Genomic DNA, 12,281 nt, shown 5'->3' with positions numbered 1-12,281 from the left:
GCTCCGTTCCCCACATTGCTGAGCGGCAAAGTGTGCTTCGCTAAGGATTCAGGCAGTCGTCAGAACAGTTCATTCGACCTTGACAGCAAGGAGCCCGGCGGGTTGATTTGAGCGCATCATTTCGCAACCACATACCGCGATGTGCGCACCGTTCGGGCTAAGCGCCTCACCCGCTTTCAGGTCGGTGCAGGGCGCCGGCTTCCTGACGCTGGCACTGCTACTCCTGGTCCCGAGCAGCCTGGCCCAGCCTCTGCGCGTAACCTCCTGGAATCTGCAGCCGCCGACCGTGCGGACCAACGCTGCTGGAGCTATTACCAATGGAATCAGCATCCCGGCTGCCGCCAACGCGCTCAAAAAGCTCAACCCGGATGTCATTCTCCTGCAGCAGGTCAACGACTGGACGATGTGCGAACAACTCGCGCAGGCACTTTGGCCCGCCAAATACAACGTAGTGGCCTGCTCCGCCTTTCGAGAACCGCGAACCAGCACTTTGCGCAAGCAGCAAGTCGCCATCCTCGCCAAGGCTAGAGCCAGGGCCGTTTTCTCGTGGTCTGAACCCTGGCGCAACCGAGGTGTTACGCCCTTGCCGGGCGGTTTCACATTTGCGGCGCTGCAGATTGGCCAACAGCGGGTCGGCTTCTTCTCAGCCCAAACAGCAGCCCAACCGTCCGGCCCCGCAGCAAAACAGCCGGGCGCAGCCGCAAAGCAACCGCGTCCGGGCGGCAAGCAGCAGAATGCCGCCACCCAGGAGGAGCGGTTGTCCGCCGCAATTGAGCAGTTGCTGCTGCAAGTTGATTCGGCAAGGAATTGGGGAACCAACCGGGTACAGGCCATTGTCGTCGGCGGCACGTTTGCCACGGTCCCAGGCCGCGAGGCAGCGCTGGCGAACACGCCACTGCAATTGTTGCAGGAAGCCGGTTTCGGCGATGTGTTCCAGGACACGCCCGCCGCTGAGCGACCTACGATGCGGGTTGGGGCCAGGCAGACAGGCATGCTCGCAGATTACATCTTCACACAACCGGCTAATTGCGCCATCAACCCCAGCATAATGCGCCTGGGGGTCACCAGGCGCTTTCCGGTCACCTGCGACGTGCAATTGGACACGCCTGTAGTGGTCGCCGAACGGAAGCCCCGCCTGCAACCGCCAACTGCGGAGCATGAACTGCCAAAACTGCCCGACTCCCTGCCGGCGGTCGCCGAGCAGGCCAGCGCGCCGGCACGGCTGCCTGCCGACCGTGTGGTTTCCAACACGCCAGAGCCCGAGCGGTCGAGAACTTCATTCCCTCCGCCTCAGATGCTGTGGATAGCGGCGGCGCTGGGGAGCCTAATGGCGCTCGTCGCTGTGGTCTGGGCTTTGATCTGGAGGGGGCGAGCGCGGTCAGTGCCATCACCAGCGCTTCTCACAAATGACGTGGAGGCTCCGTCAGGCTACACAGTGGTTATGGCGTCACAATCCGCTGCCGAATCCACCGCGGGCAAAGGTCACACACCACCGCCCCCCAGCCCGCTGATTCGCATGGAAGCAGCCGGCACCACGCAAACCCAAACCGAGGCCCTGCGCCAGCAAGCTTTAGCCGCCGAGCAGCGTGCCGACCGAGCCCTGGCGGTCATCCGCGCCGGTTTGATACCCCAACTGGGCCAATGGCTGAAGCAAACTTTCACGAGGAAGCTTATACGGGATCGGGCGCAGTTGCTGCAAACTCAACAGGTCGTCGCGCTCAAAGCCATGGCGGTCGAACAGCGCCTGACGCGCATTGAGCAGCAGATTCAGCAGCAGAACCGCGCCTACGAGGAGCGTATCGAAGAACTTACCCGCGAACTGCTCGTAGCCAGAGAGGAAAACCGCGAGCTGATTCGTGCCCGTATTGTCCAAGTCAGGGCCGACATGGAGGCCGCCCGCGCCCGGCTCATGGCCCAGTCGAACTCGGACGTGGTGAGCTGAGGCCGCCGTCTGCCAACGGTGCGGCAGCGGTTTAAGTCCAACCGCGAGGGTTTCTGGGCGGGCAGCATGGGGCCTGCGGGGCGCGCCGATGATCTCCAAGCGGGGTCAGCTCACGAGACTGCGGCAGAATTTCTCGATGCGGTCGAGGCCCTTCTGGATGTTAGCCATGCTGGTGGCATAGCTGAGCCGGATGTAATCGTCGGCGCCGAAGGCAATGCCGGGCACAGCGGCGACTTTCTCGGCTTCGAGCAGCCGGGCGCAGAAGTCAGTGGACTTCAGGCCGGTCTTAACGATGTTCGGGAAGAGGTAGAAGGCACCCTTGGCATTTACGCAACTCAAGCCGGGGATGCTATTCAGCTTCGTCCAAGCATAGACGCGGCGCTTGTTGAACTCGGCCAGCCAGAGCTTGAGGTGATCCTGCGGCCCAGTGAGGGCGGCGACGGCTCCTTTTTGGGCGAAGCTGGTTGGGTTGCTGGTGCTGTGGCTTTGGACGGCGTCCATGGCCTTGGCGATAGGCTCCGGCGCGGCACACCAACCCAGGCGCCAACCCGTCATGCTCCAGGCTTTGGCGAAGCCGTGGACAATAATCGTGTGCTCGAAGTGCGACGTGGAGAAGCTGGCGACGCTCCTGGTAGTGGCACCGTCGTAAAGCAGGTGCTCGTAAATTTCGTCGCTCATGATGAGGACGTTCTTCTCGACACAGATATCGCCCAGAGCTTTGAGTTCGTCTGCAGTATAGACCGAGCCAGTGGGATTGCTGGGAGAGTTCAGCACAAACAGGCGCGTGCGCGGAGTAATGGCGGCGCGCAAGGCGTCGGGAGTGAGCTTGAACTCAGTCTTGTCCGTGGTCGGGACGATGACGGGGTTCGCGCCGGCCATCTTGACCATCTCGGGGTAACTTAGCCAATAGGGCGCGGGAATAATGACTTCGTCGCCCTCTTCGCAGGTGGCGAGTATGACATTGAAACAGGCATGTTTGCCGCCACACGAGACGATGATCTGCGAAGGCTTGTAGGTGAGGCCGTTCTCGCGTTTGTGCTTATCAGCGATGGCCGCGCGCAGCTCAGGGATACCGGCCGCCGGGGTGTACTTGGTGAAGCCGGCGGCAAGCGCCTTGGCAGCGGCGTCCTTGATGTGCTGCGGCGTGTCGAAGTCCGGTTCGCCGGCGCCAAAGCCGACAACGTCCTGTCCCTCGGCCTTCATGCTCTTGGCCTTCGAGTCAATGGCCAGCGTGAGCGATGGTGAAAGGGAGGCCGCGCGCCGTGAGATCTTGTAGTTCATGTTCCCGCAGAAGATTGTCGCCCACGCCGGGCAGTGCAAGTGGGAAAAAACGGGGGGCCAATGCCGCCGCCAGGCCGCTCATGGCCAATACTGCAAATAGCCCGACTGTACCCGCCGGTAGTCGGGCAGTTCTTCGACGGGTACAACCTGGGGGAGACTGCCCTTGTATACCTTCGGCACCTTCCACCTCCAATGCTCGGCATGGCCGTCGGCAAAGACGAGGTTACCGCCCTGGGAATGGCGGTTAGCCGGGATATCCCACCAGACTTTCGCGTCGCCCCACCACTGAAAGTTTGGCATGCCGAACGTGCAGTCATAGATTTCATCTTCATGCACGTCGAGGAAGACGAACAGCTTGGAAGGTTCGGGGTTCCGGATCGCCGTCAATCTGCTGAAAGACGGAGTGTATCGAGAATGGGGGTCAAAGCCGGGCTCGCCGTTGAGGCATAGGCTCATATTATAGCTGCGCCAGCGGGGCTGGGAAAGCTTGACGCCGTCCAGGGTGGTGATTGTGGAGCGGTCTGCCGGACAACGGTAGATTCCGAGCGACGTGTTGTAAGGAAACAGCAAGCCGTTGACTATGCCCGCCGGGTCCACGTCATACACATAGTTGCTGCACCAAGTCACCGCGGCGGCGGCCGTGCCGCCTCCAACCAGGCCGATAGAGTTGTTCGGTGGCAGGCGGTCATTGTGGTCCAGGGCATACGAATGCCAGCAGACCTGCAGTTGCTTGAGGTTGCTGAGACAGGAGATGCGCCAGCCTTTTTCCCTGGCGCGGGCCAAGGCCGGCAGCAGCAATGCCGCAAGGATGGCGATAATGGCAATAACCACCAGCAATTCGATCAGCGTGAAAGCAAGGCGTCCACCAGAGCGGGGTGCACGCAGAGACGGGATGGAGTCCGCCCTGTTGTCCTTCACAAGATGAAGAAAGGCTTCCATGCAGCTCTAGCTTCGCCGACTCGCAGCACACTAGCAGGTATCCGCGGAGTGTGCGAGCAGAAACTCGGGCCGGCAATTGGCTAGTACGTCAGCAAACCCAGCAAATTCAGGCCTTGGTTGGCAAGTTCCCAGCGGCCACCTCTTTGCACCACGAGACGGCGGGCAGGGTTCTTACGGTATTCAGCCTCATTGACTGACAGAAGCTGGAATTGGGCCTTTCCCTTGACCTCCGACGCGGCGCGAGGAATGAGTTCAAACGCGACGCCGTTGAAGTTGAGCGCGACTTCATACCCGATGGCGCCTTCCCTTGCTGCGCGGGGGTTGGGGCGAACCAAGGGGGCATACCGTTTGAGCCAGGGGAACTCAGGCTTGCGCACCAGTACGCGGCATAGCTCGGTTTGATGCCGAAGGAAGCTAAGCAAGCTGAATTTGGCGCCCTGTTCGCGCCCCCGCAGGAACACTTCCCTTGGGTCAAACGCGAGCAAATTCTGACCATTCCAGTTGCCATGATCGTTGCGCTGGGTGGGGAAGGTCTTCTTGTACCAGCTTGAGAACCGATCGTTGACGAACAGGTTCAGCTCAAAGTGCAAGTGAGCGCGCTCTTTGGAGATGGTCTCCCGCGTGTTGGCCGTGCGGCCCATGACCCCGAGAGCCTGGCCGTCCCGAACAGCCTGACCGATCCTCAAGTCACGGCTGATCGAACCAAGGTGAGCGTAGAGGGAGTAAACCTCCAAGCCTTCGACCTGATGACGGAGAATCAGGTAGTTGCCATAGGTTGACAGGGAGGGGCGAGTGCTGATGTAGGCGACCGTGCCGTCGGCAACAGCCAGTACCGGATCCGTCGGCTCACCGCGCCGGTCGCGCTGTGTGCACCGGATGTCCAGTCCCTCGTGCATTTGCCACCCGCCGGTTCGTACACAGCCAAACGTGCCGCTGGTCCACGGCTTGCCAACCGTGCCAACGAAATACCGCTCCTCGCCGCCCTTGACAAACAACGCATGATTGGCGGTGGGAAGATGAAACGGCTGAGCCTGAACGGCACCAGCGACCATCAATCCCATCAGCATCAACGGTCTACCCATGTTTTGACCTTCTCAGTCACATTGTTCAGGCCAGTGGCGATCTCCTCCGCTTCCGCACGGGTGGCGTCCGGGGTGAAGGTCAGCACGCTGTCGCTGCTGCGGGAAGCGATTACGGGGGCCCCCAGCCAACGGGCGTTCTCGATGTGCTCGCCGAATTGACTGAAAATCGCAATCCTCCTGCCGCGATTGGCGGCCGTTTGTTGTTCGAACAGGGCGGCGCCAAGCCCGCCAAACCTGATGCAGAGAGCGAAGTCGTCCCCCACATCAACCACTTTCGCCTCAGCCACATCGCCCTCGGTCAGGAACGGGACTTTCTCGACTCTAACCATGATCGGCTCGACACGATAAATGGGGACAACTTCGGTGGCCTCGGTGGCGGAACGGCTTGCTTCCAGGTGCAGGCGCAAGGTGCTAAGCAGCTTTTTGGGTTTGGTTCCGGAGGAAGAGGTTTGGCATCCGCAAACCATGGTGACCGCCACCGTCACCAGCAAATAGAGATTGAATAACCGCCAACGAATCGTCATAGTGCGCTAAACAACCGGAATACGTCAGGAATGTAAAGAGTTATGGGCAAACAATATAATAAAGCTGAGAAACAAAAACGGCGGAAGGCCTATCTGAAGCGCAAGAAATCCGCCGCCAAAGCCAAAACCAAGGCCAAGGCCGCGCCCAAGGCCTCGGCCACGGCCTGACGGTTTCCTCGGCCCGCAGCTCACGCCGCCACCGCCGCGGGTCTCAGCGCTCAAGACAGGGCATGGTTGACCGTCCACAGGTGGACGAGATGAAGTTCCCCGGCGGTGTGTGTGCCCGATGTAGACGAATCGTCTATCACGGATTCCCGGGAAGTAGCAACTGTGGTTCAAACCTGCACGGCCCAGATAGGCGAGTCACAGGGAACACGAGGTCATCGTTGCTCCCCGCCTTGAACCGCATGCGCACTTCTGAACTGCAGCCCGCGCGCTTTCCATACTTGGGGCAGTGACGGTGCCTGCTGACCTTCTCCAGTCCCCGCTGACCCCAGCACGCCCAGCATGGTGATACGGTGACGGGAGGGTGCTGCTACGGTGTGTATCCCATGGGGAGCGCTCCCCATGGGATACACACCGTAGCCCGACCGGAATAGCAAGCCACCCACCCAGCCAGCCGCAGGCCATCGCCAGGTGCGAACACCGTATCGGCATCGTCGCCCGTCCGACAGTGGTGCAAATTTGATTTCGTCGAATTCTGCACTTTCGATCCGGAGCAACCACGGCTGGACGATTGTTTTCGGACACCGGAAGTTGTTCACCGCTGGCTCCGCGGCGGAATTCGCCTTGTGAATAACCCGCAACCTCCCCTCGCAAAACCACGATAATGATTGAGCCCTGAGAGTTATTCGCAAACTGTTCACAGGGCTAAAACGGTGAATAAGTTGTGCGTAAGAATCCGTTGTCGGATTGTGAAATTCTGTTAAGCTCTTCCCAGTTCATTGAAAGAACTGGGATGGACAGAAGCGGTCAATAGATTGAAGCTGAACGTCTCGGAGATAATCCCAGGTGACTGGGGAAAGGTTGAGTCAGGCTGGTTGGCTCAGCTCCTCTCAAGCCGGGCCGCAAGGTTCGGGAACGGAGGCAGGATTCACCAGTTCCTCTGGCAGCGTTCGTGCGCTGTCAGTAAACGCGAAAAAGGGACTGAGCGGTAAGGAGTGATTAGAAACCACTCCAAATCGAATCAAGTAGCCCGGGTGAGTTTCGAGCCCGGGGGAATCGCAGTTACCCAGAGGGTATCCGGTTGCTACTGTGCATCAGCACGGGCAGGCGGCTCCGGCAGAAGCGCATTGCGGCATCTGCCAATTGAAAGACGCTGAAAAGCGGGACAAAGTGAGCCCCTGGACCGGGAAGGACACGTGGTCTCGGCAGGACCCGTGAAAACCTTCCGAGAGGTCGGCGATGTTAAAAACAACACCGCTGATCTGTGGACAAAAGGCGACCTGAGAGTTAAGAGGCGAGACCCGTGGCACCGGGCAAACGCGCTGCTAACAGGCGGTGGCTGACCTGGAGCTAAGTGGTTAAGACGCGGATAAGAAGACACAGACGTGTCTTGGCCTGGTTCGCAAGCCGGTGGCGCAACCACCAGCCCAAGCGAGCTGAAAAGCCTCACTCAATAATCCAGTGATCGCAAGATGCTGGACGGCCCTGCTACGAGGCCGAAGACTCCGCTTGCCGTGGAGAATAGCGTCGGGAAGCTGGCAGCCAATTAGGCGCCCAATGCCAGCGCGGGAAAGAGAGCGTGGCGAACTCCCATCCCCCATTTAGTCCCTGTTCGGCCGCAAGGCCGGGCAGGGACTTTATGTTCTTTGGGCTTGTCCGCGCCCAGCATCCGGCGGAGATTGCCACAAGCGCGAACGGGAACAGGAAGTTCGCCAGGACACGCTGAGGCCTTATGGGTCGCATATACAACAACATTGTTGAAACGGTCGGGCACACGCCGCTCGTGCGTCTGAACAAGGTCACGCACGACTTGCCCGCCACGGTCCTGCTGAAGTGCGAATACTTCAATCCTCTTGGCAGCGTGAAGGACCGCATCGGCATGGCAATGATCGAAGACGCGGAGAAGCGCGGCATACTTACAAAGGACTCGGTAATTATCGAACCCACCAGCGGCAACACCGGCATAGCGCTGGCCTTTGTGGCGGCAGCCAAGGGCTACCAGCTCATTCTCACCATGCCGGAGACGATGTCGCAGGAGCGGCGCACACTACTGGCCATGCTGGGAGCCAGGCTCGTCCTGACGCCCGGCCCCGAAGGCATGAAAGGAGCAATCGCCAAGGCGGAGCAGTTGGCGAAAGATACCCCCCGGGCCTGGGTTCCGCAGCAGTTCGAGAACCCGGCTAACCCGGAGGTTCATCGTCAGACCACCGCTCAGGAGATTTGGGACGACACGGATGGGAAGGTGGATATCGTGTTAGCAGCCGTGGGCACCGGCGGCACCCTTACCGGCTGTTGCGAAATGATCAAGCCCCGCAGGCCTTCCTTCCAGGCCATAGCGGTAGAGCCGAAGGACTCCCCGGTCATTTCACAGACTCTCGCCGGCCGACCGCTTAAACCTGGCCTCCACAAGATCCAGGGCGCCGGCGCTGGTTTCATCCCGGGAAACCTGCATCTCAGAGATTCGCAGGGCAATCCGCAGATCACTGAATGCATCCAAGTGAGCAACGAAGACTCGTTCGCCATGGCCCAGCGGCTGGCCAAGGAGGAAGGCATCCTGGCGGGCATTTCTTCGGGTGCCAACGTATGGGCAGCCATCCAGATCGCCAAACGGCCTGGGAACAAGGGCAAGTTGATCGTCACCTTTGCCTGCTCCACCGGCGAGCGCTACTTAAGCACGCCCTTGGCCGCCGAGGCCAGGGCTCAGGTCGGTGGGTAGTATCAATTATTTAAAAATACTTGTTGCGCGGGTGCGGAATTACCGGTAGTTATAGCGCGATCGAAGGTCTGTTAACTGCGGGCGGCGGGCAACTATGATGGCAAGCCGGCGCAGCAGCTTCCCAAAAATTCAAAGTTCAAACGTGGTTTTCGGGGATTTATTCCGAAGAACCTTCGACGACACGCAAACTGATATGAGCACAGCAACCGACAGCGAAAGCAAAAGCGCCGCCACCGCCGATTACGGCGCCGGCTATCTCGAGATCTCGGAGAAGGGCTTCGGATTTCTCCGCACCGCCGAAAACCACTTTCACCCCAAACCGACGGACATCTTTGTCACGCCGGACACTATCAAGCGCAGCTTCTTGCGCGAGGGCAGCTACGTAGCCGGCCCCACTCAACCTCCCCACCGCGGCAACAGCCCCCAGCTCAAGTCGGTGGACAAGGTCAACAACATCGTCTTTGCGGATTACACCAAGATGGTGCGCTTCGAAAACCTGACCACCATTGACCCGATCGAGAAGTTTAGGCTCGAAACGACCCCCGACCTCATCGAAACCCGCGTCATTGACATGGTGACACCTTTGGGCAAGGGCACCCGCGGCTTGATCGTCGCCGCTCCGCGCACCGGCAAGACCACCATTCTCAAGCAGATCGCCAACGCCATCACCACCAACCATCCCGAAGTCCATGTCATGGTCCTGCTCATTGACGAGCGGCCGGAGGAAGTCACCGACTTTCAGCGATCAGTGAAAGCAGAGGTGGTCGCCTCGTCCAACGACCAGGATTTGGAGACCCACGTCCGCCTGTCGCGGTTCATGATCGAGCGCTGCCGGCGAATGGTGGAGGCGGGCAAGGATGTCTTTGTCTTACTAGACTCCATTACCCGGGTGGCACGCGCCTACAACAGCGCGCACGGCGGCAGCGGCCGCACCATGACCGGCGGCGTGGATGCCCGCGCGTTGGAAATCCCCCGTAAGATGTTCGCTTCCGCTCGCAAGATTGAAGAGGGCGGTTCGCTAACTATCCTGGCCACTGCGCTCGTGGATACCGGCTCGCGCATGGACGAGCTCATTTTCCAGGAGTTCAAAGGCACTGGGAACATGGAGTTGATTCTGGACCGCAAGCTTTCGGACCGGCGTTTGTTCCCAGCCATTGATATCCCCAAGAGCGGGACGCGCAAAGAAGAGAAGCTATTCCCGAAACACCAGATTGAGGCGGTCCGCAAACTGCGCCGCACCATGGTGGATTTGAACCCGGTCGAAGCGATGGAAACGCTCGTCGCTGCCCTTCGGAAGCATAAGACGAACGACGAGTTGCTGGCCAAGCTCCTTTGATCAACCAAGGGATCGCGAAGATACGCCCGCGCACAACTTTGCGCTGAGGTCAATTCAAGTTACGGACCTGTAGTGCGTCTGACTCACCGTCCACGCCCGGCCGCAACGTCGGATTCGGCCCTGGCCGCAGGATATGGCCTGTAATAATCTCGATACCGGTAGTAGTAGTAATCCTCGGAGCTTGGGCGAACCGCGTTGAAGACAAGGCCGAGCACGCGGACTTGGCGTTGGTATAGTGAATCCAGGGACGCCCGGGCCACGCGTGCGGAGGTAAAGGCGGCACGGACCACGAAGATCACACCATCCACCTGCGGCGCCAGGCTGGTCACATCATCGGCGGCCATAACCGGCACCGTGTCCATTATCACGTAGTCATACTTCGCCGCGGATTCCTGAATGAAGCTTCTTGTGATTTCACCAATAAACAACTCACTCGATTTGCCCGTGAAGGCGCCGGCAGGCAGGACAAACAGGCTGCCGAACTTCGTCGCGCGCACAACCGTTTCCCAAGCTATCCCCTCAGCAAGCACTTCCGATAGCCCTGGCTGGGCCGGAATGCCAAAAAGTCGGTGCAGCCCCCCCCTGCGAAGGTCGGCATCCACCAGGAGCACGCGGGAGCCGGCGCGCGCCATCGTAATGGCAAGGTTGGCGGCTGTGATCGACTTGCCATCATTCGGCACCGAACTGGTCACGAGAACAGTCTTAGGCCGTTCGCCCGACTCGGCCATATAGAGGAGAGAGGAACGAAGATTGCGGTATGCCTCGACGAAGGAATGTCGCATATCCTCTTGCTCAATCAGACACGTCTGCTTCCTCGAGCTGATGGACCCTTCTCTGGGAACCTGGCCCAACACGTTTTCATCAAGTAAATCCTGCAGCTCGGTGAAAGAACTCATCCGGTCGTCCAGCCGGTCCAACAACATCAACAATCCCACCCCCAGCATCAATCCAACCAACCCGCCGACTGCCAGCTTCTTCCGCAGCTCCGCCCGGTTCCGATAGGCTACAGAAGCTCTCTCAATGGGTTCGACGCTTTCCGGGCTAATCTCCTTGTTGACATCGAGGGTCTGCATAGTAGCCAGCAGTTGATCGTACAGCGCCTGGATTCGCTGCACATTCGCTTTGAGCCGTTGGTACTCAGCAGCCTTCTGCTGGAGTACCAAGCTCCTTTCATCCCGCGCCTTCAATTGCTTCTCCAGAATTCCAATCTCCAAAGCCAGCATGTCCTTACGGCTCCTCAACTGCTCCTCGCTTTGGCTGCGGTAAATCTTGAGCAACTCCTCCCGCCGGCCAATCTCCTCCTTCATCGCAATCATCTTAGGATGCTTTGGCCTGAGGTACTGGGACAACTCCTGCATCTCCGCCTTCATCAGGAGCACTTGCTGTTTGGCCTTGAGGTAGTCCGCGTCCATTCGATCAACTGCGGTCGCGGTGGCTTGACCCGTCGAGACGCTCGCCGGTGAGGAGTTTCCGGTCAAGTCCTGCGGAAGGGTCCCGCTTGGATCCTGGACCGGCCCACTCGCTGCTGGCATACCGGTGCCTTCCGCCTGTTGACGGCTCAGATTCTGATCCAGCGTCACCTTGTGCAGCAGTTCGAATTCGGCTTTCAGCGTCGCAATTCGCTGGTTAAGCGCCGCGTCGTAACTGGCGGCGCCGGCTCCCTGTTCCTGGGACAGAACCACGCTGTTCGTGCTCTGGAACTCGGCGATCTCCTCTTCAGCTCTACGTAATTCCTTTTCCAGCCGCATCACTTGTTCCGTCAGACCGGCTACCGTCGTGTCGGAAGTCTGCATCCGCATCTCTTTCTTCAAGGCAATATACTCGTCCATGCAGGCCTGCAAGAACGCTTGCGTATAATCCGGATCGCCACCCGTGGCTCGCAGGACAAAGATTGTGGTCTTAGGGAGAACGGAGACATTCAACGCCACCGGATGCATTTTCACCTCCGGTTTCTGCGCCAACACACGCGTGTGCGCGCGGTTGATCACCGCGCTGCTTTGCATCAGGGCCGCTTGGGTGCCCAGGAAGTTGCTAAGCTCCTCTGAATAGAGTGATGCGGGCTGGATCGTTAGCTTAATGCTCACGATCATACGCCCGACAGACACAAACGTCGGAGGCGCATACCAAACCAGCACTGCACTGATCGCCGCGCCGATTGCCGCACCCAAGACCAGCACCCACCATTTCTCTCGCAACAGGTTGCGGTAGCGGCTCAGCCGCGCATGAAAATGCGCCCTTGAGGTGGACCGGTCCAGCGCGGGTTGAACGGTTTGCTCATTCATGCGTCACAAAGGCG

At 59.5% G+C, this 12,281-nt stretch carries 9 protein-coding genes; 4 read left to right on the top strand and 5 right to left on the bottom strand.

All coding sequences use genetic code 11. From position 1 onward, the window contains the following. Window positions 1–139 precede the first annotated feature (139 nt). Window positions 140–1,942 carry a hypothetical protein gene (locus P5205_16590; protein HSA11981.1) on the top strand — a complete coding sequence of 601 codons (1,803 nt, stop codon included), beginning with the start codon at window positions 140–142 and terminating at the stop codon, window positions 1,940–1,942. Between the two features lie 105 nt (window positions 1,943–2,047). On the opposite strand, the gene P5205_16585 is transcribed toward P5205_16590, so the two are convergent. The 4 genes from P5205_16585 to P5205_16570 form a co-directional block, all read right to left on the bottom strand. Beyond that, the gene (locus P5205_16585) at window positions 2,048–3,223 is read right to left on the bottom strand and encodes a pyridoxal phosphate-dependent aminotransferase (GenBank protein ID HSA11980.1); all 1,176 of its coding nucleotides are present in this window, start codon (window positions 3,221–3,223) and stop codon (window positions 2,048–2,050) included. Window positions 3,224–3,301: 78 nt separating this feature from the next. Continuing rightward, window positions 3,302–4,162: a prepilin-type N-terminal cleavage/methylation domain-containing protein gene (locus P5205_16580; GenBank protein ID HSA11979.1), complete on the bottom strand. Its 861-nt coding sequence runs from the start codon at window positions 4,160–4,162 to the stop codon at window positions 3,302–3,304. Window positions 4,163–4,242: 80 nt separating this feature from the next. Next, window positions 4,243–5,244 carry a M23 family metallopeptidase gene (locus tag P5205_16575; protein ID HSA11978.1) on the bottom strand — a complete coding sequence of 334 codons (1,002 nt, stop codon included), beginning with the start codon at window positions 5,242–5,244 and terminating at the stop codon, window positions 4,243–4,245. Next, window positions 5,229–5,768 carry a hypothetical protein gene (locus P5205_16570; GenBank protein HSA11977.1) on the bottom strand — a complete coding sequence of 180 codons (540 nt, stop codon included), beginning with the start codon at window positions 5,766–5,768 and terminating at the stop codon, window positions 5,229–5,231. Before P5205_16570 ends, P5205_16575 begins: the two co-directional genes overlap by 16 nt. Window positions 5,769–5,810: 42 nt before the next feature. Between P5205_16570 and P5205_16565 the strand changes: the two genes are divergently transcribed. The 3 genes from P5205_16565 to rho all read left to right on the top strand — a co-directional run bounded on the left by P5205_16565 (window position 5,811) and on the right by rho (window position 9,985). Next, window positions 5,811–5,936: a hypothetical protein gene (locus tag P5205_16565; GenBank protein HSA11976.1), complete on the top strand. Its 126-nt coding sequence runs from the start codon at window positions 5,811–5,813 to the stop codon at window positions 5,934–5,936. Window positions 5,937–7,665: 1,729 nt separating this feature from the next. Next, a complete protein-coding gene (cysK, locus tag P5205_16560) occupies window positions 7,666–8,649 on the top strand; it encodes a cysteine synthase A (protein ID HSA11975.1) in 984 nt (327 codons plus the stop codon). A 193-nt stretch (window positions 8,650–8,842) separates the two neighbouring features. Next, complete coding sequence (gene rho / locus P5205_16555) at window positions 8,843–9,985, top strand: transcription termination factor Rho (protein HSA11974.1); 1,143 nt, start codon at window positions 8,843–8,845, stop codon at window positions 9,983–9,985. An 83-nt stretch (window positions 9,986–10,068) separates the two neighbouring features. Here rho and P5205_16550 read toward each other — a convergent pair whose 3' ends face one another. Then, window positions 10,069–12,267: a polysaccharide biosynthesis tyrosine autokinase gene (locus P5205_16550; GenBank protein ID HSA11973.1), complete on the bottom strand. Its 2,199-nt coding sequence runs from the start codon at window positions 12,265–12,267 to the stop codon at window positions 10,069–10,071. Between the last annotated feature and the right edge of the window lie 14 nt (window positions 12,268–12,281).

The organism is Candidatus Paceibacterota bacterium (genome assembly GCA_035452965.1).
Taxonomy (GTDB): domain Bacteria; phylum Verrucomicrobiota; class Verrucomicrobiia; order Limisphaerales; family UBA8199; genus UBA8199.
Note: the sequence above shows the minus strand (reverse complement) of the source record. Positions and strands in the feature narration are given on the sequence as shown.

Coding starts and splice junctions, on each gene's coding strand:
- P5205_16590 (HSA11981.1), top strand. CDS start 140: ATGTGCGCACCGTTCGGGCTAAGCGCCTCACCCGCTTTCAGGTCGGTG.
- P5205_16585 (HSA11980.1), bottom strand. CDS start 3,223: ATGAACTACAAGATCTCACGGCGCGCGGCCTCCCTTTCACCATCGCTC.
- P5205_16580 (HSA11979.1), bottom strand. CDS start 4,162: ATGGAAGCCTTTCTTCATCTTGTGAAGGACAACAGGGCGGACTCCATC.
- P5205_16575 (HSA11978.1), bottom strand. CDS start 5,244: ATGGGTAGACCGTTGATGCTGATGGGATTGATGGTCGCTGGTGCCGTT.
- P5205_16570 (HSA11977.1), bottom strand. CDS start 5,768: ATGACGATTCGTTGGCGGTTATTCAATCTCTATTTGCTGGTGACGGTG.
- P5205_16565 (HSA11976.1), top strand. CDS start 5,811: ATGGGCAAACAATATAATAAAGCTGAGAAACAAAAACGGCGGAAGGCC.
- cysK (HSA11975.1), top strand. CDS start 7,666: ATGGGTCGCATATACAACAACATTGTTGAAACGGTCGGGCACACGCCG.
- rho (HSA11974.1), top strand. CDS start 8,843: ATGAGCACAGCAACCGACAGCGAAAGCAAAAGCGCCGCCACCGCCGAT.
- P5205_16550 (HSA11973.1), bottom strand. CDS start 12,267: ATGAATGAGCAAACCGTTCAACCCGCGCTGGACCGGTCCACCTCAAGG.